This is a genomic window from Nocardioides ferulae, assembly GCF_003660455.1.
GTDB classification, from domain to species: Bacteria; Actinomycetota; Actinomycetes; order Propionibacteriales; family Nocardioidaceae; genus Nocardioides; species Nocardioides ferulae.
This window is the reverse complement of record NZ_QZVR01000002.1, coordinates 244,734-270,242: the sequence shown is the minus strand read 5'-3', so window position 1 is coordinate 270,242 and position 25,509 is coordinate 244,734. Positions and strand designations below refer to the sequence as shown.

General features: G+C 72.3%; 23 protein-coding genes. 4 read left to right on the top strand and 19 right to left on the bottom strand.

The features are described 5' to 3' along the window. The first annotated feature begins 38 nt into the window (after positions 1–38). Positions 39–1,025 carry a hypothetical protein gene (locus tag D6B71_RS04335; protein WP_121252375.1) on the top strand — a complete coding sequence of 329 codons (987 nt, stop codon included), beginning with the start codon at positions 39–41 and terminating at the stop codon, positions 1,023–1,025. 5 nt (positions 1,026–1,030) lie between these two features. Here D6B71_RS04335 and D6B71_RS04330 read toward each other — a convergent pair whose 3' ends face one another. From D6B71_RS04330 to D6B71_RS04285, 11 genes are all read right to left on the bottom strand, one after another. Then, complete coding sequence (locus D6B71_RS04330; protein ID WP_121252373.1) at positions 1,031–1,399, bottom strand: DoxX family protein; 369 nt, start codon at positions 1,397–1,399, stop codon at positions 1,031–1,033. Positions 1,400–1,417: 18 nt separating this feature from the next. After that, complete coding sequence (locus tag D6B71_RS04325) at positions 1,418–2,263, bottom strand: GNAT family N-acetyltransferase (protein ID WP_121252371.1); 846 nt, start codon at positions 2,261–2,263, stop codon at positions 1,418–1,420. Positions 2,264–2,327: 64 nt separating this feature from the next. Then, complete coding sequence (ispG, locus tag D6B71_RS04320) at positions 2,328–3,479, bottom strand: flavodoxin-dependent (E)-4-hydroxy-3-methylbut-2-enyl-diphosphate synthase (RefSeq protein WP_121252369.1); 1,152 nt, start codon at positions 3,477–3,479, stop codon at positions 2,328–2,330. A gap of 74 nt (positions 3,480–3,553) precedes the next feature. Next, positions 3,554–4,915 (bottom strand): M50 family metallopeptidase, encoded by a 1,362-nt coding sequence (locus D6B71_RS04315; RefSeq protein WP_121252367.1) that lies wholly within the window; start codon positions 4,913–4,915, stop codon positions 3,554–3,556. Beyond that, the gene (locus D6B71_RS04310) at positions 4,912–6,078 is read right to left on the bottom strand and encodes a 1-deoxy-D-xylulose-5-phosphate reductoisomerase (RefSeq protein WP_121252365.1); all 1,167 of its coding nucleotides are present in this window, start codon (positions 6,076–6,078) and stop codon (positions 4,912–4,914) included. The genes D6B71_RS04315 and D6B71_RS04310 overlap by 4 nt, the downstream gene beginning before the upstream one ends. A 12-nt stretch (positions 6,079–6,090) precedes the next feature. Next, positions 6,091–7,008 (bottom strand): YihY/virulence factor BrkB family protein, encoded by a 918-nt coding sequence (locus D6B71_RS04305; RefSeq protein WP_121252363.1) that lies wholly within the window; start codon positions 7,006–7,008, stop codon positions 6,091–6,093. 47 nt (positions 7,009–7,055) lie between these two features. Next, positions 7,056–7,454, bottom strand: coding sequence for an MmcQ/YjbR family DNA-binding protein (locus D6B71_RS04300; protein ID WP_121252361.1), 399 nt, complete (start codon positions 7,452–7,454; stop codon positions 7,056–7,058). Positions 7,455–7,460: 6 nt separating this feature from the next. Continuing rightward, positions 7,461–7,637, bottom strand: coding sequence for a hypothetical protein (locus D6B71_RS22620; protein WP_164519535.1), 177 nt, complete (start codon positions 7,635–7,637; stop codon positions 7,461–7,463). 32 nt (positions 7,638–7,669) lie between these two features. Beyond that, entirely contained in the window at positions 7,670–9,019 is a 1,350-nt protein-coding gene (gabT, locus tag D6B71_RS04295) for a 4-aminobutyrate--2-oxoglutarate transaminase (RefSeq protein WP_121252359.1), read from the bottom strand. Continuing rightward, positions 9,016–10,230 carry a saccharopine dehydrogenase family protein gene (locus D6B71_RS04290; protein ID WP_121252357.1) on the bottom strand — a complete coding sequence of 405 codons (1,215 nt, stop codon included), beginning with the start codon at positions 10,228–10,230 and terminating at the stop codon, positions 9,016–9,018. Before D6B71_RS04290 ends, gabT begins: the two co-directional genes overlap by 4 nt. Positions 10,231–10,368: 138 nt before the next feature. Continuing rightward, positions 10,369–11,802, bottom strand: a complete 1,434-nt coding sequence (locus D6B71_RS04285) for a gamma-aminobutyraldehyde dehydrogenase (RefSeq protein WP_121252355.1) — start codon at positions 11,800–11,802, stop codon at positions 10,369–10,371. A 174-nt stretch (positions 11,803–11,976) separates the two neighbouring features. Between D6B71_RS04285 and D6B71_RS04280 the strand changes: the two genes are divergently transcribed. After that, positions 11,977–13,347, top strand: coding sequence for an aspartate aminotransferase family protein (locus D6B71_RS04280; RefSeq protein WP_121252353.1), 1,371 nt, complete (start codon positions 11,977–11,979; stop codon positions 13,345–13,347). A 220-nt stretch (positions 13,348–13,567) separates the two neighbouring features. Here D6B71_RS04280 and D6B71_RS04275 read toward each other — a convergent pair whose 3' ends face one another. From D6B71_RS04275 to D6B71_RS04245, 7 genes are all read right to left on the bottom strand, one after another. After that, entirely contained in the window at positions 13,568–14,503 is a 936-nt protein-coding gene (locus D6B71_RS04275; RefSeq protein ID WP_206051554.1) for a hypothetical protein, read from the bottom strand. Between the two features lie 184 nt (positions 14,504–14,687). Further along, positions 14,688–16,214, bottom strand: a complete 1,527-nt coding sequence (locus tag D6B71_RS04270; RefSeq protein ID WP_121252351.1) for a CoA-acylating methylmalonate-semialdehyde dehydrogenase — start codon at positions 16,212–16,214, stop codon at positions 14,688–14,690. 62 nt (positions 16,215–16,276) lie between these two features. Next, positions 16,277–17,713, bottom strand: coding sequence for an NAD(P)/FAD-dependent oxidoreductase (locus D6B71_RS04265; RefSeq protein WP_121252349.1), 1,437 nt, complete (start codon positions 17,711–17,713; stop codon positions 16,277–16,279). After that, positions 17,710–18,525, bottom strand: a complete 816-nt coding sequence (locus tag D6B71_RS04260) for an ABC transporter permease (protein ID WP_240641068.1) — start codon at positions 18,523–18,525, stop codon at positions 17,710–17,712. Before D6B71_RS04260 ends, D6B71_RS04265 begins: the two co-directional genes overlap by 4 nt. Continuing rightward, on the bottom strand, positions 18,522–19,451 hold the full coding sequence (locus tag D6B71_RS04255) for an ABC transporter permease (RefSeq protein WP_121252347.1): 930 nt from the start codon (positions 19,449–19,451) through the stop codon (positions 18,522–18,524). Before D6B71_RS04255 ends, D6B71_RS04260 begins: the two co-directional genes overlap by 4 nt. Beyond that, positions 19,448–20,620 (bottom strand): ABC transporter ATP-binding protein, encoded by a 1,173-nt coding sequence (locus tag D6B71_RS04250; RefSeq protein WP_240641067.1) that lies wholly within the window; start codon positions 20,618–20,620, stop codon positions 19,448–19,450. Before D6B71_RS04250 ends, D6B71_RS04255 begins: the two co-directional genes overlap by 4 nt. After that, on the bottom strand, positions 20,613–21,800 hold the full coding sequence (locus D6B71_RS04245; protein WP_121252343.1) for a polyamine ABC transporter substrate-binding protein: 1,188 nt from the start codon (positions 21,798–21,800) through the stop codon (positions 20,613–20,615). The genes D6B71_RS04250 and D6B71_RS04245 overlap by 8 nt, the downstream gene beginning before the upstream one ends. Positions 21,801–21,965: 165 nt before the next feature. Here D6B71_RS04245 and D6B71_RS23350 point away from each other — a divergent pair, with 165 nt between their 5' ends. Further along, positions 21,966–22,439 carry an Lrp/AsnC family transcriptional regulator gene (locus tag D6B71_RS23350; RefSeq protein WP_240641066.1) on the top strand — a complete coding sequence of 158 codons (474 nt, stop codon included), beginning with the start codon at positions 21,966–21,968 and terminating at the stop codon, positions 22,437–22,439. A 122-nt stretch (positions 22,440–22,561) separates the two neighbouring features. Continuing rightward, entirely contained in the window at positions 22,562–23,863 is a 1,302-nt protein-coding gene (locus tag D6B71_RS23345) for an NAD(P)/FAD-dependent oxidoreductase (RefSeq protein WP_240641065.1), read from the top strand. Positions 23,864–23,878: 15 nt separating this feature from the next. Here D6B71_RS23345 and D6B71_RS04230 read toward each other — a convergent pair whose 3' ends face one another. Then, positions 23,879–25,321, bottom strand: a complete 1,443-nt coding sequence (locus D6B71_RS04230) for a M1 family metallopeptidase (RefSeq protein ID WP_121252339.1) — start codon at positions 25,319–25,321, stop codon at positions 23,879–23,881. Positions 25,322–25,509: the final 188 nt, after the last annotated feature.

Here is a 25,509-nt window from a genome sequence, read left to right as displayed (position 1 = left end):
CGCCGGGACCTGCCCGGCCCGACGCACCAGGAGACACCGTGCGAGCTCGTCCCGTCCGCGCGGCCGCCGCCCCGCTGGCCGCTCTGACCCTCACGCTGGGGCTGCTCGGCCCGGCCGCCGCGGCGACCGCCGTCGAGATCCGCCCCGCCCAGCTCGAGCGCGGCGAGGACATCGCGGTCCCGCACGTCGAGGGCAGCACGATCGTCGACGGCGACCTCCGCATCGACGTCGGCACCCCGTACGTCGGCCTGCTCGGCACCTCCGGGGAGGACTACGTCGTGCTGGCCTCCGGCTCCGAGCAGTGGCGCGGCGCCCGGGCGCTGCGGGTGCGCCCGGACGGCACCACCACGGTGCTGGTCCGGCGTGCTCCGCTCGGCCGGGTGCACCTGTCCGAGGACGGCGCCACGCTGGCGCTCGCCCGCAGGGCCGGGGACGGCGGCAGCCGGCTCCAGGTGTTCGACACGACCAGCGGCGAACGGCGCGCCGAGCGCCGGGTGCGCGGCTACGCCGACGTCCTCGACACCGACGGCGGGCAGGTGCTGGTCAGCTCGTGGCGGCCTCGCAAGACCTACCTGTGGCGGACCGGGCCGGACCGGCTGCGCAGGGTGCTGGGCAAGGCCGCCTACGCCGGCGACCTCGGCCTGGACCGGGTGGCCTGGTTCGGCCGCGACCCCTACTCCGGCGGCTGCTCGATCGTCGCGCAGGTCACCGATCCCGAGCAGCGGGTGTGGCGCTCCTGCCGCGACGCGGTCGAGTCGTGGTCGCCGGACGGCACGCGCATGCTCACCATGCACAAGCTCACCGACGGCGTCGGCCCGTCGGAGGTGTCGCTGCGCGAGGCGGACGGAGCCCGGCTGGCCCGGTTCACCGTCGACGGCTGGTTCAGCAGCCTGGCCTGGGAGGACGGCGAGACCGTGCTGCTGGGAGCCAACGCCCACCGCCGCTTCGCGACCGTGCGCTGCGACGGCGAGACCTGCGAACGTGCCTCGGACCTCGAGCCGGCGCATCCCGCCAGGGTGGGCTGATCGCCTCAGCCCTCTCGGGCCGCGCGGAGGGCCACCCGGATCATCGGCAGCTGGAGCGGCAGCCGGCCGTAGGCGATCGCCTTGAACCGGGTGCTGCGGGTGCGGCTGGCATCGGCGGCCATCTTCACGTTGCCGGGATAGACGGCCAGCAGCAGCGCCGCGCTCGCCCAGCCGGCGGCCCGTCGGGTGCGCGGGGCGGCGAGCCCTGCGGCGCAGGCCAGCTCGGCCACGCCACTGCCGAGGATGACTTCCCGGTGTGCCGGGACCCAGGCCGGCATCAGCGGCTCGAAGACCTGGGGCCGGACCAGGTGGATGGTGCCGCTGGTGGTGAACAGGGCGGCCAGGGCGAGGACGCCGGCGCGTGGTTTCGTCACGGGGTCACGGTAGCCGGGTCAGAACATCACGGTGGAGAACCGGGCGGTCTCCTGGAACCCGACCCGGGCGTAGGCACGGCGGGCGGGCTCGTTCCACTCGTTGACGTAGAGCGAGACCACCGGGGCGATCTCCGCGCGGACCAGGTCGACCACCGCCGCCATGCCGGCGACCGCCAGCCCCTCGCCCCGGCGGTCCGGCGGCACCCACACGCCCTGGATCTGCGCGGCGTACGGCGTGGCACACGCGACCTCGGCCTTGAAGACCAGCCGGCCGGCGTCGAACCGGGCGAACGACCAGCCCCGGTTGAGCAGCTGCAGCACCCGGGCCCGGTAGAGGTCGGCACCGCCCCCCGCCTCGGGCGAGACCCCGACCTCCTCGGTGTACATCGCCACACACGCCGGGTAGAGCTGCGCCAGGTCGTGCCGGGTCGTCCTCCGGACGCGGGGGTCCGGCTCGACCGCCGGAGGCCCGGAGATCTGCAGGTGCGGCTGCTGCCAGCGGATCGCTCGGGGTCGCCCCCACGACGCGGCGACGCCGTTCCAGAACGTGCGGACCGCCTCGTGCGGGCCGACGATGGTCGAGACGGTGCGCCCCCGGGTCAGGGCGCGCTCGGCGAAGGCGCGCGCGTCGTCGACGCTCGCCTCGACCGGGACCAGGTTGGCGCCGACATGGCAGGCCGCGATCAGCTCGCCGTCGGCGAACCGGCCCCAGACCTCTCCCCCGAGCCAGCGCGGCTCGAGGTTGGTGGTGCGCGCCCGGTAGTCGCTGAACACGTTCACGACCGGATCCCGCCTGGCCAGGGCCAGGAAGGCGTCGAGGTCCGGCGCCCCGAGGGGCCGGATGCCGTGACGGGTCGTGAGCACGTGGGGACTCTAACCTCTGGGCCCACACCATGTTCCCCGGCGGACCACCGGGGCCCCGCCCGCGCTACGACACCGTGACGGCGGCCTCGGCGCCGTCGACCGGCTCCATGTCCTCGGCGAGGCGCATGGCCTCCTCGATCAGCGTCTCCACGATCTGCGACTCGGGGACGGTCTTGATGACCTCGCCCTTGACGAAGATCTGCCCCTTGCCGTTGCCGGAGGCGACACCGAGGTCGGCCTCCCGGGCCTCGCCGGGGCCGTTCACGACGCAGCCCATGACGGCCACCCGCAGCGGCACCTCGAGCCCGTCGAGCCCGGCGGTGACCTCCTCGGCCAGCTTGTAGACGTCGACCTGGGCCCGCCCGCAGGAGGGGCAGGAGACGATCTCGAGCTTGCGGGGGCGCAGGTTGAGCGACTGCAGGATCTGGATGCCGACCTTGACCTCCTCGACCGGCGGCGCGGACAGCGAGACTCGGATGGTGTCACCGATGCCGCGGCTGAGCAGCGCGCCGAACGCGGTGGCCGACTTGATCGTGCCCTGGAACGCCGGCCCCGCCTCGGTCACGCCGAGGTGCAGCGGCCAGTCGCCCTCGGCCGCGAGCAGCTCGTAGGCGCGCACCATCACGACCGGGTCGTTGTGCTTGACCGAGATCTTGAAGTCTCGGAAGCCGTGCTCCTCGAAAAGGCTCGCCTCCCACTTGGCCGACTCCACCAGAGCCTCGGGGGTCGCCTTGCCGTGCTTCTCCAGCAGCCGCGGGTCGAGCGAGCCGGCGTTGACGCCGATCCGGATCGAGGTGCCGTGGTCCTGGGCGGCGCGCGCGATCTCCTTGACCTGGTCGTCGAACTTGCGGATGTTGCCCGGGTTGACCCGGACCGCCGCACAGCCCGCCTCGATCGCGGCGAAGACGTACTTGGGCTGGAAGTGGATGTCGGCGATGACCGGGATCTGCGACTTCGAGGCGATCGCCGGCAGCGCCTCGGCGTCGTCCTGGCTGGGGCAGGCGACCCGCACGATGTCGCAGCCGGACGCGGTCAGCTCGGCGATCTGCTGCAGCGTCGCGTTGACGTCGGCGGTCAGCGTCGTGGTCATCGACTGCACCGAGACCGGGTGGTCGCTGCCGACCCCGACCTTGCCGACCTGGATCTGGCGGGTCTGGCGGCGCGGGGCGAGCACCGGCGGCGGGGCCGCGGGCATGCCGAGACTGATGGCGGTCATGCTCCCCAGGTTACTGGCCGGGACAGCGCAGACCCGACTCGGCGCGGGTGACCTGGCTCCCCCGGGCGGGCGGCTCACCCGTAGATGCTGACCGGCACCACGAGGTCGCCGACGATGAGCACGACGCCCATCACCATCATCGCGCTCGCCACGACGTAGGCCACCGGCAGCAGCTTGGCCGCGTCGACGTAGCCGGGGTCGGGACGGCCGCGCAGCCGGGCCAGGCCGCGGCGGACGGCCTCCCACGAGGCGCTGGCGATGTGACCGCCGTCCAGCGGCAGCAGCGGCAGGAAGTTGAACATGCCGATGAAGAAGTTGAACCCCGCGATCAGCGACAGCAGGAACACGGTCTTCTCCACGACCGGGAACGTCTCGTGGGAGACCGTCTCGCCGGCCAGCCGGCCGCCACCCACGATGCTGACCGGGCTGTCCTGGGCGCGCTCCTCGACCCCGACGATCGCCTTCGCCACACCCCAGACCTTGACCGGCAGCGTGCCGAGCGCCTTGACCGTCTCGACCGTCATGTCGCCCATCCGGTCGAGCGTGAACAACGGACCGCCGGTGGTGACCTCGACGTGCGTGGTCGGCGTGACCCCGAGGAAGCCCACCTCGCGCAGCGTCTCGCCGGTCTCGTCGACCGGCCGCGTCTCCACGGTGGTGCTGGTGGTGCCGGTCAGCTGCGCGCCGTCGCGCTCGTAGCCGATGACCGCCTCGCCGTCCTCGTTCTCCCGGATCAACGTGCGCAGCTGCTCCCAGTCGGTGATCGCGGTGCCGTTGAAGCTGAGGATCTCGTCGCCCGGGCGCAGCCCGGCCTGGTACGCCGGCGCGACCGGGTCGCCGGTCTGGCAGTCCGTGCGCTGCTCGGCATAGGGGATCACGCACTTGGACACCGAGTCGATGACCGGTCGCCCGGCGTCCGGCTCCTGGGAGCGCTCGCCGTAGAGGCCGAAGATGCCCCAGAAGATGAAGAACGCGATCGCGATGTTCACCGACGGGCCGCCGGCCATCACCACGATCTTCTTCCACGACGACAGCTTGTAGAAGAGGCGCTCGGAGTCGCCCGGGCCGACCAGCTCCCACTCCGCGGCGCGAGCGTCGGAGATCAGCTGGGTGAACATGCCGGTGTTGGACTTGCGGACCCGCACGACCTGGTTGCCGTGCTCGTCGACGGTGACCTCGTCGGCCAGCTGCTCCGCCCCGGGCGGCAGCATGCCGACGATCTTGACGTAGCCACCGAGCGGGATCGCCTTGACGCCGTACTCGGTCTCACCGACCTGCTTGCTCCACACGGTGGGGCCGAAGCCGATGAAGTACTGGGTGACCTTTCCGCCGAACTTCTTCGCGGGGATCATGTGGCCGAGCTCGTGGAGGCCGATCGAGAGCAGGATCGCGACGACGAAGATCACCACGCCGAGCAGGTAGAACAGGGCGGTCATGCGGTGGGGGTCCCTTGCTGCGGTTCGGTGGTGGTGACCAGGCGCGCAGCCTCTTCGCGCGCCCAGGCGTCGGCGGCCAGCACGTCGTCCACGGTGAGGCCCACCGCGGACTCGGCGCCGTCGCTGCTGTCCTTCGAGGGTACGTCGTGGCTGCGCAGGACCCGGGAAATTGTCGCAACGATCTCGGTGAAGCGCAGTCGGCCCGAGCGGAAGGCCTCCACGCAGACCTCGTTCGCCGCGTTGAACACCGCCGGTGCGGTGCCGCCACGCTCACCGGCCGCCCGCGCCAGGGCGACCGCCGGGAACGCCTCGTCGTCCAGGGGGTGGAACTCCCACGTCTCGGCCCGGGTCCAGTCGACGGCCGGGGCCGCATCGGGCACCCGGTCGGGCCAGGCCAGGCCGAGAGCGATCGGGATCAGCATCGTGGGCGGGCTGGCCTGCACCAGCGTGGAGCCGTCGACGAACTCGACCATCGAGTGCACGACGCTGGTCGGGTGCACCACGACCTCGATCGCCTCGAACGGCACCCCGAAGAGCAGGTGCGCCTCGATCACCTCCAGGCCCTTGTTGACCAGCGTGGCGGAGTTGATCGTGATCACCGGCCCCATGTCCCACGTCGGGTGCGCCATCGCCTGCTCGGGGGTGACCTCCTCGAGCTCGGCCCGGCTGCGCCCCCGGAACGGCCCGCCGCTCGCGGTCAGCACCAGTCGGCGTACCTCGTCGCGGCGTCCGCCGCGCAGGCACTGCGCGATCGCGCTGTGCTCGGAGTCGACCGGCACGATCTGCCCGGGGCGGGCACGCTCGAGGACGAGCGGGCCGCCCATCACCAGCGACTCCTTGTTGGCCAGCGCGAGGGTCGTGCCGGCGTCCAGGGCGGCCAGGGTGGGGCGCAGGCCGACCGCCCCGGTGATGCCGTTGAGCACCACGTCGCAGTCCATCGACGCGGCCGCGACCGATGCCTCCTCGCCGAGCCCGGAGAAGGCCGGGGCGAACTCGTCGACCTGCCGCTGGAACCGGTCGGGGCTCGAGCCGCCGGCGGTCAGGCCGACCACGCGGAACCGATCGGGGTTGGCGCGGACCAGGTCGAGGGCCTGGGTGCCGATCGAGCCGGTGGAGCCCAGGACGACGACGTCTCGGCGGCGGTCGGTGCGTTGCTCGCTCACCGCGGCATCCTCTCAGGAGCGGTGCCGGCCACCGCCCCCGCCGCCACGGGCGGCGGCCCGACGTTCGTGGAGCACCGCGTTCAGCTCGCCGCCGACCAGCAGCGCGATGCTGAGCAGGTAGACCCACATCAAGACGATGATCCCTCCCCCGAACGCGCCCAGGACCGGGTTGCGGTCGCCGACCAGGCGCAGGTAGAGGGCGAACCCGGCCGACGCCAGCAGCCACAGCGTCGACGTGGTGACCGCACCCGGCAGCTCGGCTCGCCAGGCTCCGCGCCGGTTCGGCGCCTGCCGGAACACCACCACCAGCCACAGCGTGACCAGCGCGAAGAGCACGGGCAGTCGCAACAGCCACCAGCCGGTGGTGAAGGCATCGCCCAGACCCACCGTGTCGGCCACCTGCTCACCCCGGCCGAGCAACGGGCCGACGACCACGACCGCGAGGGTGAGGACCACCACCACGACGGTGGCCAGGCCCAGCCCCAGGCCGAGCAGCCGCCGGCGCAGCCAGGTACGCCGCTCCGAGACGCCGTAGGCCTGGTTGAGGGCGTCGATCACCACCGACCAGGCGCCCGAGATCGTGAGCAGCGCGCCGAGGGTCGCGAACGTCAGCAGCCCGCCGTACTCCCCCGCCAGCACCGCCTCGACGCTCTCGACCACACCACCGGCACGCTGGGTGAGCACCAGCTCGAGGCTGCTGATGACCCGCTCCCGGATCCGGTCGGCGAGGTCGGCGCCCACCAGCGCGTCGAGGTAGCTGGCGAGCCCGGCCACGACCAGCAGGCCCGGGAAGACGCTGAGCACGGTGAAGAACGCGATCTCGGAGGCCAGCCCGAGGGCCCGGTCGCGCCGGATCTCCCGGACCAGGCACGCGACCGGCTCGGGCACGCGCGAGCGCAGCCGCTCGAGCCGGGCGCGGAGGGATCGCATGGGCGCCCGGTACCCAGGCCGCTCCTCGGTGAGCGGGAGTGAGTGACTCAGGGGTGCTCGGCAAGCCAGGCCTGCGCGAGCCGCTTCGGCGCCCGGTCGAGCCAGGCATCGGTGACCAGCTCGGCTAGCTCGTCGGCGGCGACGGTCTCCAGCCGGACCAGCACCGCGGGGTAGCCGTCGAGGTGCGGGATCGAGAAGAACACGTCCGGATCGCTGGCCAGGAGCGCGGCCTTCTCGGTCTCCCCCGCCACCCGGACACCGAGGATCTCGCCCTCCGGGATCTCGCGGCCGAGTCGCTCGAGGGCCGCGACGTCGCTCGTGCGCAGCGGCCGCTCCCAGACGAACCCCTTGCCCTGCACGGTCCACATCACCGCGCCCCAGGAGACCTTCTCGCCCGTGTCGGGCAGCGCCAGCGCCAGCCGGCGTACGTCGTCGAGGCCGGGCACGATTGCCTACTCGTCGTTGAGCGCGGCGTGCTGGTCGACGTTGCGCCCGGCGAACGGGTCGGGGAGGTCCTCGGGGTCGACCGTCGCGACCGTCTGCTCCACGCGCGGCCCGGTGGGCAGCGCCGTGAACCTGCCCTCGGCCAGCCCGGCCCGGGCGCTCTCGTCCTGCGGCGAGGTCGTCATCGAGGCAGCGTAGCGATCCTCGGCCGCTGGCGTCAGGTGGTCGCCGCGAAGGCCTCCGCGACCACGTCGAACGCCTCGTGCAGCAGCTCGTCGGTGATCGACAGCGGCGGCAGGAAGCGGAGCACGTTGCCCCAGGTGCCGCAGGTGAGCGTCACCACGCCGTGGCTGTGGCAGTAGGCCGAGACCGCCCCGGCCCGCACCGGGTCCGGGTCGGTCGTGCCCGGATGGCACAGCTCGACGGCCATCATCGCGCCGCGGCCGCGGACCGCGGCGACGACCGGGTGCTCCTCGGCGAGCCGTCGCAGCCGTCCCGCCATCACCTCGCCGACGGCGCGGGCGCGCGTCGTGAGGTCGTGGCGGCGCATCTCCTCGATCGCGCCGAGCGCGGCGGCACAGGCGAGTGGGTTGCCGCCGTAGGTGCCGCCGAGCCCGCCGACGTGCACCGCGTCCATCAGCTCGGCCCGGCCGGTGACCGCCGCGAGCGGGAGCCCGCCGGCGATGCCCTTGGCGGTGGTCACCAGGTCAGGCACGACCGCCTCGTGGTCGCAGGCGAACCAGTCGCCGGTGCGGCAGAAGCCGGACTGGATCTCGTCGGCCACCAGCAGCACGTCGCGCTCGGCACACCAGCGGGCCAGCGCCGGCAGGAAGCCGGGCGCGGGCACGACGAACCCGCCCTCGCCCTGGATCGGCTCGATCACCACACAGGCGAGGTTCGCCGCGCCGACCTGCTTGTCCAGGACGTCGACGGCCCGGGCCGCGGCCTCCTCGCCGGAGAGCCCGTCGCGCAGTGGATAGGACATCGGCGCCCGGTAGACCTCGGCGGCGAACGGCCCGAAGCCGCTCTTGTAGGGCATGCTCTTCGCGGTCATCGCCATGGTCAGGTTGGTGCGCCCGTGGTAGGCGTGGTCGAACACCCCGACTGCGTCCCGGCCGGTGGCGGCGCGGGCGATCTTCACCGCGTTCTCGACCGCCTCGGCGCCCGAGTTGAACAGCGCCGACTTCTTCGCGTGGTGGCCCGGGGTGAGCTCGGCGAGCTGCTCGCAGACGTCGACGTAGCCGTCGTACGGGGTGACCATGAAGCAGGTGTGGGTGAACGCCGCGGCCTGCTCGCGCACCCGCTCGACCACGGCCGGCGCGGCGTTGCCGACGGTGGTCACGGCGATGCCGGAACCCAGGTCGATCAGCGAGTTGCCGTCGACGTCGACCAGCACGCCGCCACCCGCGGCCGCCACGAAGACCGGCAGCGTCGTGCCGACGCCGTCGGCGACGTGGGTGCGTTTGCGCTCCAGCCGCGTGAGCGACTCGGGGCCGGGGATGTCGGTGACCAGCCGGCGGCGCTGCGGCAGGGTCGGTCCCCCGGGGCTGGTCGGTGAGGCGGTCATGCGTCGAGCTCCTTCATGCCCCAGGGGCTGCCGTAGGCGGTGAGCAGGTCGAGGAACGGCACGGCGTCGAACGCCTCGGGGCCGAGCACGCCGGTGCCGGACCAGACACCGGTGGCCAGGAGCTCGAGGGCGATGACCGGGTTGATCGCGGTCTGCCAGACCACACACTGGTGGCCGTACTCGCGCATCGTCCACTCGTTCTCGACGACGTGGTAGAGGTACGTCGAGCGGGGCGCGCCGTCCGTGCCGGTGCCGGTGACCCACAGGCCCGCGCAGGTCTTGCCGGTCATCCGCGGTCCGACGGTGGCGGGGTCCGGCAGCACGGCCGCGACCACGTCACGGGGGCTCACCTCCACCCCCTTCACCCGCACCTTCTCGGTGCGGTCGAGCCCGAGCGCGTGCAGCACCTTCAAGACGTTGATGAACTCCTCCCCGAGGCCGTACTTGAAGGTCGCCCGCTTGCAGTCGATCCACCGCGGCATGAGGAGCACCTCCTCGTGCTCCACGTTGACGCACTCGACCGGCCCGATCCCCTCCGGGAAGTCGAAGACCTCGGGCTCGGAGAACGGCGCGGTGGTGTGCCAGTCGCCGTCGGCCCAGATCACCGGCGGGTTGAGGCACTCCTCGATCGTGGTCCACATCGAGAACGACGGCGCGAAGATCTCGTTGCCCGCCTCGTCGGTGACCTTGAGGTTGGCGCCGTCGCGGGTGCCGAGCTCGTCGATCTCGGCGAACAGGTGGTCGGCGGCGTACCGCGCGAACACGTCGGACAGGCCGGGCTCGACGCCGATCCCGACCAGCGCGAGCCGGCCCGCGGCCGCCCACTCCTCCGCCCGGGCGAACTGCTCGTCGCCGAGCTTCACCCCGGTCCTCTCGTACGGCGCCTCGGGGTGCGGCTTCGACAGCGACATCGCCATGTCGAGGTAGTCGGCGCCGGCGGCGAAGGCGCCGTCGAAGACCGGCATGTCGAAGACGGGGTCGACGGCGTTCAGCACGTGGGTGATGCGGTGCTCGCGGCACAGCGCCGCCACGGCGTCGGCGGACGACGCGTCGACCTGCGCGGCGGCGTACCGCGGGTCGGTGGCCGCGGCCCGCTCGGCCTTCGCGAGGTCGTGGTCGGCGACCACGATCGCCTCGAAGAAGTCGCGGCGGGCGGCGATGGCGGCGAAGGCGGCGCCGACGCCGCCGGCGCCGACGAGCAGGATGCGCATGGGTCTCCGTTCTGTTGCCTACTCGGTCTGAGCGTTGCGAGATCGGTGCGCTGCCAAGGCGGCGCCACGAAGGCGGCCCTCAAGCGAAGCGGGCCGTCGAGGGCCGACAACGCAGCCAGGTGCCGCGTTTCACGGCGCCTACTCCCCGATGAACGACATGACGTGCTTGATGCGCGTGTAGTCCTCGAGGCCGTACATGGAGAGGTCCTTGCCGTAGCCGGAGTGCTTGAACCCGCCGTGGGGCATCTCGGAGATGAACGGGATGTGGGTGTTGATCCAGACGACTCCGAAGTCGAGGCCGCGCGACATCCGCATCGCGCGGGCGTGGTCCTTGGTCCAGACGCTCGAGGACAGGCCGTACTCGACGCCGTTGGCCCACCGCAGGGCCTCGGCCTCGTCGGTGAACTTCTGCACGGTCATCACGGGGCCGAAGATCTCGGTCTGGATCTGCTCGTCGTCCTGCCGCAGGCCGGAGACGACGGTGGGCTCGTAGAAGTAGCCGACGCTGCCGTGCCGCGCACCACCGGTCTGGAGGGTGGCGTGGTCGGGAAGCCGGTCGACCATGCCGCTGACCCGCTCGAGCTGGCTCTGGTTGTTGAGCGGGCCGTAGTAGGTCGCCTCGTCGGCCGGGTCCCCGGTCGGCATGCCCTTGGCGGCCTCGGTGAGCGCGGCGACGAACTCGTCGTGGATGCCGGCCCCGACGAGCACCCGGGTGGCCGCGGTGCAGTCCTGGCCGGCGTTGAACAGGCCGGCGCCGGCGATGCCCTCGGCCGCCTTCTCGATGTCGGCGTCGTCGAAGACGATCACCGGAGCCTTGCCACCGAGCTCGAGGTGCACCCGCTTGAGGTCGCCGGCCGCGGAGCCGGCCACCTCCATGCCGGCGCGCACCGACCCGGTGATCGCCACCATCTGCGGCGTCGGGTGGGCCACCAGGCGGCGGCCGGTGTCGCGGTCTCCGCACACGACGTTGAGGACGCCGGGGGGCAGGAACTCCTGGCACAGCTCGGCGAGCAGCGTCGAGCTGGCGGGCGTGGTGTCGCTGGGCTTGAGCACAACGGTGTTGCCGGCGGCCAGTGCCGGCGCGATCTTCCAGATCATCATCAGCAGCGGGTAGTTCCATGGTGTCACCTGGCCGACGACGCCGACCGGCTCGCGCCGGATCCACGAGGTGTGGTCGGCCAGGTACTCCCCCGCCGAGCGACCCTCGAGGACGCGCGCGGCGCCGGCGAAGAACCGGAAGTGGTCCCACGCGTAGGGCATCTCCTCCGACATGGTGACCCCCAGCGGCTTGCCCGTGTCGCGGCACTCGACGGCGTTGATCTCGTCGGCTCGGGCCTCGATGGCGTCGGCGATCCTCAGCAGCGCCCCGGCGCGCTCCTGCGGGGTGGTGCTGCCCCACGACTCGAAGGCGCGGGCCGCGGCGGCGTACGCGCGATCGACGTCCACGTCGTCGGAGACGGGGGCGGTCGCGTAGGTCTCGCCGGTGGTGGGGTCGACGACGTCGTAGGTCTCGCCCGAGGCGGCGTCGACGAGGTGGCCGTCGACGACGTTGCGGAAGGTGGTCTCTGGCATGGCCGGTCTGCCTCCGGGTGTGGTGGTCGGGTGGCGAGAGCCTAGTGGTGTCGACAGCGTTCTGACCACGGATCCGGACGTGGATAGCCGGACGTGTTTCGATTTCGCAACACAGAACCAGCCTTCACGACTGATTCACTTGCTTCGGGTGCGTCTGGCGGTCACCATGGACCCATGCACCCGGACTACGACCACCTGCAGCGCGCCGCCAAGGACCACCTGTGGATGCACTTCACCCGGCACGGGTCCTACGCCGAGGCGGACGTGCCCGTGATCGTGCGCGGTGAGGGCAGCTACATCTGGGACGCCAACGGCAAGCGCTACCTCGACGCGCTGGCCGGGCTGTTCGTGACCCAGGTCGGCCACGGCCGCACCGAGCTGGCCGAGACCGCGGCCGCCCAGGCCAAGCAGCTGGCCTTCCACCCGCTGTGGTCCTACGCCCACCCGACCGCGATCGAGCTGGCCGAGAAGATCGCCGGCTACGCGCCCGGGGACCTCAACCGGGTGTTCTTCACCAGCGGGGGCGGCGAGGCCGTCGAGACCGCGTGGAAGCTGGCCAAGAACTACTTCAAGCTGGTCGGCAAGCCGCTCAAGCACAAGGTGATCAGCCGTTCGATCGCCTACCACGGCACCACCCAGGGCGCGCTGTCGATCACCGGCCTGCCGGGGCTCAAGCAGCAGTTCGAGCCGCTGGTGCCCTCCACCTTCCGGGTGCCGAACACCAACTTCTACCGGGCGCCCGAGCGGACCGACGACCTCGAGGCGTTCGGCCGGTGGGCCGCCGACCAGATCGCCGTCGCCATCGAGAACGAGGGCCCCGACACGGTCGCGGCGGTCTTCCTCGAGCCGGTGCAGAACGCCGGCGGCTGCTTCCCGCCGCCGCCCGGCTACTTCCAGCGGGTGCGCGAGATCTGCGACGAGCACGACGTGCTGCTGGTCTCCGACGAGGTGATCTGCGCGTTCGGCCGGCTGGGGCACATGTTCGGCGCCGACCGCTACGACTACCAGCCCGACATGATCACCGTCGCGAAGGGGATCACCTCCGGCTACTCGCCGCTCGGCGCGATGATCGCTTCCGACCGGCTGATGGAGCCCTTCCGCACCGGCCGGGAGATGTTCGCGCACGGCTACACGTTCGGCGGTCACCCCGTCTCGACCGCGGTCGGCCTGCGCAACCTGCAGATCTTCGAGGACGAGAGGCTGCTGGAGCGGGTGCGCGAGAACGAGGGCACCTTCCGGGCCACGCTGGAGCGGCTCAAGGACCTGCCGATCGTCGGCGACGTGCGCGGCGACGGCTTCTTCTACGGGATCGAGCTGGTCAAGGACAAGACCACGAAGGAGTCCTTCACCGACGAGGAGTGCGAGCGGCTGCTCTACGGCTTCGTCTCCAAGCAGCTCTTCGCCGAGGGCCTCTACTGTCGCGCCGACGACCGTGGCGACCCGGTCGTGCAGCTGGCTCCGCCGTTGATCTGCGGCCCCGAGCACTTCGACGAGATGGAGCAGATCCTCCGCGTGGTCCTCGACAAGGCGGGGTCGTTGATCTGACGCTGACCCGCCACTCGTGGTGGGTGATCCGGCGCCGACCCGCCACTCGTGGTCGGCGACCCGACGCCGACCCGCCAGCCGTGGTGGGTGATCCGGCGCCGACCCGCCACCCGTGGTCGGCGACCCGACGCCGACCCGCCACCCGTGGTCGGCGACCCGACGCCGACCCGCCACCCGTGGTCGGCGGCCCGGCCCTGACCCGCCACCCGTGGCGGCTCGCTCAGCCCTCGCCCCACCAGTCCAGGACCCGGAGCGCCCGCAGCGTGGTCCACCGGCTGGGGCCCGGGCCCTCGAGAGAGAGCCACTGCCGACCCGGCCACGGCCGGTGTCGCGGCCAGGCGCCGTCGGTACGCCGCGCGGCACGGACCGCCTCGACGGCCTCGGCCGCCCGCTCGTCCGGGGCCACCTGCGCATCGGCCAGATGCTCGAGGCCGCGCAGCACGTCGTAGTGCCACTGCGGCGGGAACGGGAACCTCAGGTACGCCTGGTCGACGACCTCGCCGGTCCGGTGCGAGCGGAACATCCGGTGCCGCAGCAGGAACTCGCGGCCGGCCGCGAGCGCTGCGGCGACCTCCGCATCGTCCGGTGACCGGTGCTGCTCCTGGAGGCACTCGAGCACGCTGATCGTGGTGTGGAAGGAGCCGTGCCGGGCGCCGCGGACGGTCTCGCAGTTCCACCCGCCGTCGGGAAGCTGCTCGCCCACCAGCCAGTCGACGGCCGCCTGCGCCCGCGGGTCGGCGTACCCGAAGGTGTCGGTGAGGAGCACCACCATCGCGGTGATGCAGGTCTCCGGCGCCCGCACGGTCTTGGCCAGGTTCAACCCGCCGCCGTCGAAGAACCGGGCCGCGTCCCACAGCACTCGGCATCCGGCCAGCGCCCCGTCGTGCCCCGCCGGCAACCCCAGCCTGCGCAACAGCAGCAGCGTGTACGTCGTGGAGGTCCACTTCGGGCTGTAGATCGCGCCCGCCCAGCGGCCGTCGGAGTCCTGGCGGCTCAGCAGCTCGGCGCCCCACCCGCATGTCGCGACCTCGTGGCGCGCCTGCTCGATCTCGGACGGCGCTGCGCCGAGATGCGCGAGGGCCTGCCACCGGATGGCCGGGTCGCCCTCGAGCAGCCAGTCGAACAGCGCCTCCCGGGAGCAGGGTCGTCCGGCCACGCGACCACTCTGGCGCAGGAGTCCCCTGCTGGCTCCCGAACTCGGTCGGGCCGAGCTCGAAGTGGTCGAGATCACCACGAACGGCAGGTCAGCGTCTCCCCACCCACCACGAACGGCAGGTCAGCGCCACCCCACCCACCACGAACGGCAGGTCAGCGCCACCCCACCCACCACGAACGGCAGGTCAGGTGTGCTGCGGGAAGCCGAGGTCGATGCCGGGGCGGGGGGCGGCGGGGTCGGGCCAGCGCGAGGTGACGACCTTGCCGCGGGTGTAGAAGTGGACGCCGTCGAGGCCATGGGCGTGGGTGTCGCCGAACAGCGAGGCCTTCCAGCCGCCGAAGGAGTAGTAGGCCATCGGCACGGGGATCGGCACGTTGATGCCGACCATGCCCACCTCGACCTCGCGCTGGAACCGGCGCGCGGCACCGCCGTCATGGGTGAAGATCGCGGTGCCGTTGCCGTAGGGGTTGGCGTTGACCAGCGCCAGCGCGTCGTCGTACGACGCCACGCGCACCACCGAGAGCACCGGGCCGAAGATCTCCTCGTCGTAGACCGGCGTGCCCGGCTCGACCCGGTCGAAGAGCGTCGGCCCGAGCCAGAACCCGCCCGCCTCCCCGTCGGGCGCCACGTCCCGCCCGTCGACGACGAGCTCGGCGCCGGCCGCCACACCGGCCTGGACCAACCCGGCGACCCGGTCGCGGTGGGCCCCGGTCACCAGCGGCCCCATGTCGCAGCCGCGGCGCCCGTCACCCGTGCGCAGGCCGGCGATCCGCTCGGCGATCAGTGGCACCAACGAGTCGGCCACCGGGTCGACCGCCACCACGACCGACACCGCCATGCACCGCTCCCCCGCTGAGCCGAACCCGGCCGACACGGCGGCGTCCGCGGCCCCCTGCAGGTCTGCGTCGGGCAGCACGACCATGTGGTTCTTCGCGCCGCCCAGCGCCTGCACGCGCTTGCCGTGCCGGGTGCCGGTCTCGTAGACGTAGCGGGCGACCGGGGTGGACCCCACGAACGAGACCGCCTTGACGCCGGGGCTCGCCAGCAGCGCGTCGACCGCGACCTTGTCGCCCTGGACCACGTTGAACACGCCGGGCGGCAGTCCGGCCTCGGCCCACAACTGCGCCATCAGCAGGGACGCCGACGGGTCCTTCTCGCTCGGCTTGAGCACGACCGCGTTGCCGCAGGCGATGGCCACCGGCACGAACCACAGCGGCACCATCACCGGGAAGTTGAACGGAGAGATCACCGCGACCACGCCGAGCGGCTGGCGGATCGAGTAGACGTCGACGCCGGTCGAGACGCCGTCGCTGTAGCCGCCCTTGAGCAGGTGCGGCGCCCCGCAGGCGAACTCCACGACCTCGAGGCCGCGCTGCACCTCGCCGAGCGCGTCGTCGAGGACCTTGCCGTGCTCGGCGGTGATCGCGGCGGCCAGCTCGTCGCGCCGGCGGTGCACGGCCTCGCGGAACGCGAACAGCACGGAGGTACGCCGCGACAGCGACGCCGCGGCCCACTCGCGGCCGGCGGCCGCGGCGTCGGCGACCACGGCGTCGACCTGCTCGCGGGTGGCGAGCTCGACGCGGCCGGTGACCCGGCCGGTCGCGGGGTCGTGCACGTCGCCCCACCGATCCGACCCCCCGGACCACGGTTGGCCACCTCGCCAGTGACCGATCCGGTCAGGCTCGTCGGCAATGGTGGCGGCGGGGTTCATCGCGCTCTCCTCGGTCGGGGGTCGGGGGTGGGGGTCATCCGTGCTGTGGTGCGGCGACCCGGTCAGGAGTCGAACCCCATGCCCAGCCGGTCCAGCATCCGCAGCCAGGCGTTGCGTCGACCATCGTGCCGGTCGGCCCGGTCCAGGGACCAGCGGGTCAGCGCGACGCCCGCCGACCGGGCCGGCTCGGGCGGGAAGGGCAGCGGGCGCTGGCGCACCATCCGCAGCCGGGTGCGCTCGGTGTCGGCGCCGTCGAGGTGGTCGAGCATGACCTGGGCGCCGAACCTGCTGGCCGCGACGCCCAGCCCGGTGTAGCCGAGCGCGTAGGCGGCCCGCCCGTCGAGGGCTCGGCCGAAGAACGCGGAGAACCGGGTGCAGGTGTCGATCACGCCGCCCCAGCGGTGGGTGAACCGCAGCCCTTCGAGCTGCGGGAACGTCGTGAAGAAGTGCGCGGCGAGCAGCCGGTGGGTGGCGTCGCGCTGCTCGAGGGTGCGGTCGATGCGGCTGCCGTAGTGGTAGATGGCGTCGTAGCCGCCCCAGAGGATTCGGCCGTCCCGGGTGAGCCGGTAGTAGTGGAACTGGTTCGCGGCGTCACCGACACCCTCGCGGCCGGCCCAGCCGATCGCGGCGCGCTGCTCGGCGCTCAGCGGCTCGGTCATCAGCACGTAGTCGTAGACCGGCACCGTCATCAGCCGCAGCCGTCGCAGCAGCGGCGGGAACGCGTTGGTGGCGAGCGCGACGCGGCCGGCCGTGACCGTGCCCGGTCCGTCGGCGCCGTCGGTGGTCAGGCGCACCCCGCCGCCCGCCTTCGACAGACCGGTGACCCGAGTGCCCTCGTGCACGGTGACACCGGCGTCGCGGCAGGCCCGGCGCAGCCCCCAGGCGAGCCGAGCCGGCTCGACCAGCGCGGTGCCGTGCGGGTCGCTCAGCGCACCGAGGTACGTCGGGGAGTCGAGGCGGGCGCGGGTGGCCTCGGCGTCGAGCATCTCCACGTCGTGCCCGGCGGAGCGCATCTCGCCGGCGAGCTCGGTGAGCTCGGTGAGCTGGTGGGCGGCCGTGGCGACGGTGAGCTCGCCGGTCTGCTCCCAGCCGCAGTCGATGCCGAGGTCGGCGACGGTGCGCCCGATCTCGGTCAGGTTCTCGACGCCGAGGCGGTCGAGCCGGGCGAGCTCGTCGGGCCAGCGCTCCATGCCGTTGGAGAACCCGTGGGTGAGGCTGGCCGCGGCGAAGCCGCCGTTGCGGCCGCTGGCCTGGCTGCCGCAGACGTCGGCCTCGAGCAGCAGCACCGACCGGCCGGGGTGGCGCTGCCGGGCGAGCAGCGCGGTCCACAGACCGGTGTAGCCGCCGCCGACGACGACCAGGTCGGCCGCGGCGTGGCCGCTCAGCGGCGGCAGCGCCTCGGGTCGGGCGGGATCGTCGAGCCAGTAGACGGCCGGCGCGGCGTCCGCCAGGGCGGTTCGCGCCGCTGCGGCCCCGGGAGCCGCACCGGTGCGGGTCACCGGCCCGCGCGTCGCCGGGCGCGCAGCTCGCCGGCGAGCACGATCGCGATCGAGAGGACGAGCATCACGGTGCCGACGACGTTGACCTGCATCGGCACCCCGCGCTGGGCCACACCCCAGACGTACATGGGGAACGTGGTGGTGTTGCCGGCGTTGAGGTTGGTGATGATGAAGTCGTCGAACGACAGCGAGAAGGCCAGCAGCGCGGCGCCGAGGATGCCGGGGAAGACCAGCGGGAACGTGACCCGCCAGAAGGTCTGCGCGGGAGTGGCGTAGAGGTCCATCGCGGCCTGCTCGAGGGTGTCGTCCAGCCCGGCCAGCCGGGCGCGCACCGCGACGATCACGAACGAGAGGCAGAACATCACGTGGGCGACCAGGATCGTCCAGAAGCCGAGCTGGCCACCCAGACCCGAGGCGACGAACAGCGCCAGCAGCGAGGCGCCGAGCACGATCTCGGGAGCCGCCATCGGCAGGAAGACCAGCAGGTTGGCGGTCGAGCGGCCGACGAACCGGTGCCGCACCATCGCGAACGCGGCCAGGGTCCCGAGCAAGGTCGCCAGCACGGTGGCGAGGAGGCCGATCTCGACGCTGCGTACGACGGCGTCGCACATGCTCGGCTCGGCACAGGGGTTGAGCCAGTTGTCGATCGTGAACCCGTCGAAGCGGTAGATCAGGCGGCTGTCGGGGTCGTTGAAGCTCATCAGGACCACGACCGCGATCGGCACGAACGTGTAGACCAGCACGAGCAGCCCCAGCAGCAGCACCAGGTGCTCGCGCACCCAGCGTCCGGTCGTCCCGGCGGGCCGGCTCACAGCAGGTCCTCGGTGCCGGCGCGGCGGACGTAGACCAGCACCATCATCAAGATGCCGCCCATCATGATCACCGACAGCGCGCCGGCGGCCGGATAGTCGTTGGCATCGGTGAACAGGCTCTGCACGACACCGCCGACCATCCGCTGGTTGGGGCTGCCGAGGAGCTGGGCGTTGATGAAGTCGCCGGCGGCCGGGATGAACGTGAGCAGGGTGCCGGAGACGACGCCGGGCAGCGAGAGCGGCCAGGTGACCTTGAAGAAGCCCACGAACGGGTTGGCGTAGAGGTCGCCGGAGGCTTCGATCAGCCGTGGGTCGATCTTCTCGAGGCTGGCGTAGAGCGGCAGCACCATGAACGGCAGGAAGTTGTAGGTGAGGCCGGCGACCACGGCCACCGGGGTCGCCAGCAGCCGGCCGTCGTCACCGAGGAGGTGCAGGAACTGCAGCGTCTCGACGACGAAGCCGTCGTCGGCGAGGATCAGCTTCCACGACAGCGTGCGCACCAGGAAGCTGGTGAAGAACGGTGCGACCACCAGCACCAGCAGCAGGTTCTTCCAGCGCCCGGCCTTGAACGCGATCGCGTAGGCCAGCACGTAGCCCAGGACCAGGCAGAACAGGGTCGCGAGGCCGCCGTACCACAGCGAGCGCAGCAGCGGCTGCCAGTAGTCGCGCACCGCGTCGACGTAGTTGCCGAACTCCCAGGTCATCTCGTAGCCGCGGAAGTCCGAGCCGCTCGGGTCGAACAGGCTGGTGGCGACGAGCGAGTAGAACGGGACCACGAAGAACAGCAGCAGCCACAGCGTCGCCGGCAGCAGGAGCAGGTAGCCGGTCAGTCCCCCACGCCGGCGCGAGCCTCCCTGCTCCGGGGGCTCGGCCTCGGCGGTCGGCAGCGCGTCCACCAGCGGCGGCGGCTGCGCCGTGCTGGTCACTCCTCGCCCTCCTCGGCGCCGGCGTGGGCGTCCTGGCTGATGTCGAGCAGGAAGGCGTACTCCGGCCGCCAGCTGAGCTCCACCGGCTCCCCGTGCCGGAAGATCCGGTGCCGCCCGGTGTTCTGGGAGAAGACCTGGAGCTCCTGGCCCCAGGGCATCCGGACGAGGTACTGCGTGCTGACCCCGACGAAGCTGACGTCGCTGATCACCCCACCGGGGATCGTGTTGCCCGGCGCGTCGAGCTCCTCGCCGGGTTCGCCGATCAGCACCTTCTCGGGCCGGATGCCCACCCACCCGCGGTCGCCGTCGGTGTGCGCCCGGGCTGCCGGCACCGAGACCGTGATGCCCTGCATGTCGACGGACACGACGTCGGCGTCGCGACGCAGCACGCGCCCCTCGATCAGGTTGGACTGGCCGAGGAAGTTCGCCACGAAGGTGGAGCGCGGGTTCTCGTAGAGCTCGGCGGGCGCACCCATCTGCTCGATCACCCCGGCGTTCATGACCGCGACGGTGTCGGCCATGGTCATGGCCTCCTCCTGGTCGTGGGTGACGTGCACGAACGTGAGGCCGACCTCGACCTGGATCCGCTTGATCTCGATCTGCATCGCGCGACGCAGCTTGAGGTCGAGGGCACCGAGCGGCTCGTCGAGCAGCAGCACCTCGGGCTCGTTGATCAGGGCCCGGGCGAGTGCGACCCGCTGCTGCTGGCCGCCCGAGAGCTGAGCGGGCTTCTTCTTCGCCTGGCTCTCGAGCTCGACGAGCTCGAGCATCCGGTGCACGGCGTCGGCGACGTCCTTGCGCTTGCGGCGGCGCAGACCGAACGCGACGTTCTCGAAGATGTCGAGGTGCGGGAAGAGCGCGTAGTTCTGGAACACCGTGTTCACCGGGCGCCGGTAGGGCTTGGCATAGGTGATGTCGTGGCCGGCCAGCTCGATCGCGCCCGACGTGGGCGTCTCCAGGCCCGCGACCATGCGCAGCGTCGTGGTCTTGCCACACCCCGAGGGGCCCAGCAGCGCGAAGAAGGAGCCGCGCGGCACGTCGAGGTCGAGCGTCTCCACGGCGGTGAACCCACCGAAGCGCTTGGTGACCTGCCGCAGCCGCAGCCCGTCGTACGCCGTCTCCTCGCCCGCGGCGGGCACGGCGCCGCCGCCTGGGCTCTGCTCAGCCACCTGTGACATCGGACCAGTCCCTCTCGTACTCGGTGGTCTGCCGGTCGTCGAGCGGCATGAAGTCGAAGGTGTCGGCCAGGAAGTCGGCGTCGGGGAAGATGAGCTGGTTGTCGACCAGCGAGGGGTCGATCTTCTCCATCTCCTCCCGGGCGCCCTCGACCGGACAGATGTAGTTCACCCACGCCGCGAGCTTCGCCGCCACCTCGGGCTCGTAGTAGTAGTCGATCCACTTCTCGGCGTTCGCCTGGTGGGTGGCGAGGTTCGGCACCAGCATGTTGTCGCTCCACAGCGACAGGCCCTCCTCGGGCGCGACGAAGCGGATGTCGGGGTTGTCGAACTGGGCCTGGATCACGTCGCCGGACCAGGCCTCGCAGGCCACGATGTTGCCGGCGGCGAGGTCCTGGATGTACTCGTTGCCGGTGAAGGCGCGGATCTGCCCCGAGGCCACCACCTCGCGGAGCCGTTCGATCGCGGCGCTCCACTGCTCGGGGGTGAAGTCGTCGGGGTCGGCGCCGACGACCCGCAGCAGGAACGCCATCGTGTCGCGCATCTCCGAGAGCAGCGTGACGCGGCCCTTGAGGTCGGACCTGGTCAGCAGCTCCTCGAAGCTCTTGATCTCGCCGGTCTTGGCGGCGTTGTAGGCGATGCCGGTGAGGCCGGACTGCCAGGGCGCGTGGTAGCTCAGGTCGGGGTCCCACTGCCGGCCCCGGAGTGGCTCGATCAGGTTGGCGTGCAGGTTGGGCACCCGGTCGGCGTGCAGCGGCTGGATCCAGCCCAGGCCGACCATCCGGGCGGCCATCCAGTCGGTGAGCATCATCAGGTCGCGGTCGATCGGGTCGCACGAGCCCAACTGGTTGCGGACCTTGGCGTAGAACTCGGCGTTGTCGTTGACGTCGTCGGTGTAGTCGACGGTGATGCCGGTGCGCTGCTGGAAGACCTGGAGGGTCGAGGTCTCCTTCTTGCGCGGGTCGATGTAGGCCGGCCAGTTCGAGATCACCAACGAACGGTCACCGGCCGACTCGTCGTCGGCCCGGCAGGCGGTGGGGTCCTGCTGGGCGCCCGCGACGTCGAAGAACGGCAGGTCGAGCGCGGCGATGCTGAGACCGCCGACGGCGAGACCGCCCGCGGTCTTGAGCAGCCGCCGGCGTGACACCCGGCCGCCCCGCTGGACTGGTGGCATCCACGACCTCCCTCCGAACCCTACGAGCAGTGCGACGGATCGTTGCACGCATGGGCGGTCTCGACAAGCGATCCCGTCGAGACGAAACATGTTCGCAACGAAATCCCTTGCGCCCACGCCTGGGCCACGTTGACCGGCCTGGTCCAGCCTGGGAGCATGCGGGCCATGAGCCGCAAGTCCAACGGGGGGTCGATGCACCTCGACGAGGTCTCGAAGGCGATCATCGCCCAGCTGCAGCAGGACGGCCGCCGCTCCTACGCGGCGATCGGCAAGGTGGTCGGCCTCTCCGAGGCGGCGGTCCGGCAACGGGTGCAGCGGCTGATCGAGGGCGGCGTGATGCAGGTGGTCGCGGTGACCGACCCCATGGAGATGGGCTTCGCGCGCCAGGCGATGGTGGGGGTGCGGGTGGCCGGCGCCCTCGATCCGGTCGCCGACGCGGTCGCCGAGCTCGACGAGGTCGACTACGTCGTGATCACGGCCGGCTCCTACGACCTGCTGGTCGAGGTGGTCGCGGAGAGCGACGAGCACCTGCTCGAGGTCATCTCCGAGCGCATCCGGGCGGTGCCGGGCGTGGTGAGCACCGAGACGTTCATGTACCTGCGGCTGCGCAAGCAGACCTACGCCTGGGGTGTGCGCTGAGCCGCTCCCCCGCCCCCGCCGGCTCCGCCCCGGCCGGGTACGCCGGCCTGTCACTGTGGCACGCCACCGCGGACGACTTCTGGACGCCGCGGCCCGCCCTCGACGGTGACCTCGAGGCCGACGTGGCCATCGTCGGCGCGGGCCTGACCGGCCTGTGGACCGCCTACTACCTGGCCCGGGCGCGGCCCGAGCTGCGGGTGGTGGTGCTGGAGGCCGAGGTGGCCGGCTTCGGCGCCTCGGGGCGCAACGGCGGCTGGTGCTCCGCACTGTTCCCCGCCTCCCTCGACTCGCTGGCGACGACGGCCGCCCGCGCCGGCGCTCCCGATCCGCGGGGCGCCGCGCTGGCCCAGCACACGGCGATGCGCGAGACCGTGCACGAGGTCGGCCGGGTCGCCGCCGAGGAGGGCATCGACGCCCAGCTCGCCCGCGGCGGCACGATCACCCTCGCCCGGAGCGCAGCCCAGCTGGCGCGCGCCCGGCAGGAGGTGGCGCACGCCCGCGCCTGGGGCCGCGACGAGGACGACCTGCGGCTGCTCGACGCCGAGGCCGCGACCGCGATGCTCGCCGCGACGGCGACCCGGGGAGCCACCTACACCCCCGACTGCGCGGCCCTGCACCCCGCCCGGCTGGTGCGCGGCCTGGCCCGCGCCGTCGAGCGACACGGGGTGCGGGTCGTCGAACGGACCCGGGTCACCGCGATCGCACCGACCCGGGTCGCCACCGAGCGCGGCACCGTGCGGGCCGGCACCGTGATCCGCGCGACCGAGGGCTACACGCCCCGCCTACCGGGTCTGGCCCGGGCGGTGGTCCCGGTCTACTCGCTGGTGATCGCGACCGAGCCGCTGCCGCCCGAGGTCTGGGCGCGGATCGGACTGAACCGGCGCGAGACCTTCGCCGACCACCGCCACCTGATCGTCTACGGCCAACGCACCGCCGACGACCGCCTCGTCTTCGGCGGCCGCGGAGCGCCGTACCACTTCGGCTCCCGCGTCCGTCCCGGCTTCGACCGAGACGAACGAGTGTTCGCCCGCCTCTACGCCACGCTGCTCAACCTGTTCCCGGTGCTCGTCGGCACCCGGGTGAGCCACGCGTGGGGAGGGCCGCTGGGCATCCCCCGCGACTGGTGCGCCTCGGTCGGGCTCGACCCGGCCACCGGGCTGGGCTGGGCCGGCGGCTATGTCGGTGACGGGCTGTCCACCACGAACCTGGCCGGCCGCACCCTGCGCGACCTGGTGCTCGGCGAGGACACCCCGCTCACCCGGCTGCCGTGGGTCGGGCACCGCTCCCCCGCCTGGGAGCCCGAGCCGCTGCGCTGGCTGGGCATCAACACCGGGCTGCGGGCGATGGGCCTCGCCGACGCCGAGGAGTCGCTGACCGGCCGCCCGAGCCTGCTCGCCCGGGCGGTCGCCCCGCTGCTGGGGTGAGCCTGGCCCCGCCGGTCAGTCCAGGCCGTTGGCCGCCGTCCGCGCCGGCCGCTCGCCGGTGCGCAGCCACGCGGTGAAGAAGCCATCGAGGTCCTCGCCGCTGACCTGCTCGGCCAGCGTCTCGAACTCCTCGCTGCTGCCGTTGCCGCCGCCCTGCTCAGCGACCCAGGTGCGCACGATCGTCCAGAAGTCGTCCTCACCGACCCGGTTGCGCAGCGCCTGCACCGTCATCGCGCCGCGGTAGTAGACCGCGCCGGAGAACAGCTCGTGCATGCCCGCGCCCGGGTCGGCGATGTGCTGGCGCCAGAAGCCGGCGTCAGCGGGCGTCGAGCGGTACGCCGACCGCAGCCACCCGTCCGCCGTCTCGCCGCCGTGGGTCTCGGTCCAGTACTTCTCGAAGAACGTCGCGAAGCCCTCGTTGAGCCAGATGTCGCGCCAGTTCTCGACCGCGACGTCGTCGCCGAACCACTGGTGCGCGGCCTCGTGGATGACCGTCGGCAGATCGGCCCACTGGCTGTAGGTGGGCCGGGTCTGGTTCTCCAGCGCGAAGCCCGCCGGCAGCACGGTGTAGACCCCGCCGGTGGTCGAGAACGGGTAGTCGCCGACGTGCTCCTCCAGCCACGCCACGACGTCGTCGTGGCGCTTCATCATCCGCAGCATCCGCGCGCGGTTGTCGGCCCGCTCGGACACCGCGACGACCCAGGGGCGACCCGCGGCGTCGGTGCCGCGGTCGACCACGAACGAGCCGGCGGCGAAGAACGCCAGGTAGGGGGCCATCGGCTCGGTGGCCCGCCAGTGCGTCGTCGCCAGTCCGTCCCGCACCGTGCGACCGACCCGCTCGCCGTTGGCGACCACCTGCTTGCCCTTCGGCACGGTCACGTGGATGTCGAGGGCGGCCTTGTCACGCGGGTGGTCGTTCGCGGGGAACCACCACGGCGCCATGTGCGGCTGGTTCATCGTGACCACCTCGCGACGGTCGGCCAGCCAGTTGGCCTCGCCGTTGTAGCGCAGCTCGCCGGGCCGCCCGGCGTACCGCACGCGGACGACGTACTCCTGGCCGGCGGTCACGGCGGCGTCGATCACGAGCTCGTGACCGCCGCCTGCCTTCTCGAACGGCACCTCCGCCCCGTCGACGCTCACCTTCTGCACCGGCAGCAGCAGGTCGAGGTTGAACCCGGACAGGGTCTGGGTTGCCGTCAACGTCACGTCGGTCCAGCCGGAGAGCCGGCCGCGGGCGAAGTCGTAGCGGTCGTGGACGTCGTAGTGGGAGACGTCGATGCCGCCGTTGCCGTCATGGGGGTAGTAGGAGTCGCCGATGCCGGCCGCGCCGTGCGGCGCGTCCTCCCGTGCCATCGCCACGGCGGCGGGGGCGAGCCCGACGAGCAGGGCGGAGGCGGCCAGGCCGGCGGTGAGACGGCGGCGGGCGGAGGAGGTCGCGGCGGTGGAATCGATCAGCACAGCGAGAACCTAACGGGCCACGACCGGGGCGCGCGGCCGAACGCACGCATGCGCGGTATGGCGCACCCCTCCCCGCCCACGGAAAACCGGTTGCCGGCAGACCGCGGTAGGAGCCAGAGTCGGTGGTGAGTGCCCGGCGTCGCGCCGGTGCCCCGTTCGAGAGGAGCCGTGACATGTCGATCGCTGCC

Coding starts and splice junctions, on each gene's coding strand:
- ispG (WP_121252369.1), bottom strand. CDS start 3,479: ATGACCGCCATCAGTCTCGGCATGCCCGCGGCCCCGCCGCCGGTGCTC.
- D6B71_RS04315 (WP_121252367.1), bottom strand. CDS start 4,915: ATGACCGCCCTGTTCTACCTGCTCGGCGTGGTGATCTTCGTCGTCGCG.
- D6B71_RS04305 (WP_121252363.1), bottom strand. CDS start 7,008: ATGCGATCCCTCCGCGCCCGGCTCGAGCGGCTGCGCTCGCGCGTGCCC.
- D6B71_RS22620 (WP_164519535.1), bottom strand. CDS start 7,637: ATGACGACCTCGCCGCAGGACGAGAGCGCCCGGGCCGGGCTGGCCGAG.
- gabT (WP_121252359.1), bottom strand. CDS start 9,019: ATGACCGCCTCACCGACCAGCCCCGGGGGACCGACCCTGCCGCAGCGC.
- D6B71_RS04290 (WP_121252357.1), bottom strand. CDS start 10,230: ATGCGCATCCTGCTCGTCGGCGCCGGCGGCGTCGGCGCCGCCTTCGCC.
- D6B71_RS04285 (WP_121252355.1), bottom strand. CDS start 11,802: ATGCCAGAGACCACCTTCCGCAACGTCGTCGACGGCCACCTCGTCGAC.
- D6B71_RS04280 (WP_121252353.1), top strand. CDS start 11,977: ATGCACCCGGACTACGACCACCTGCAGCGCGCCGCCAAGGACCACCTG.
- D6B71_RS04270 (WP_121252351.1), bottom strand. CDS start 16,214: ATGAACCCCGCCGCCACCATTGCCGACGAGCCTGACCGGATCGGTCAC.
- D6B71_RS04245 (WP_121252343.1), bottom strand. CDS start 21,800: ATGCCACCAGTCCAGCGGGGCGGCCGGGTGTCACGCCGGCGGCTGCTC.
- D6B71_RS23350 (WP_240641066.1), top strand. CDS start 21,966: ATGAGCCGCAAGTCCAACGGGGGGTCGATGCACCTCGACGAGGTCTCG.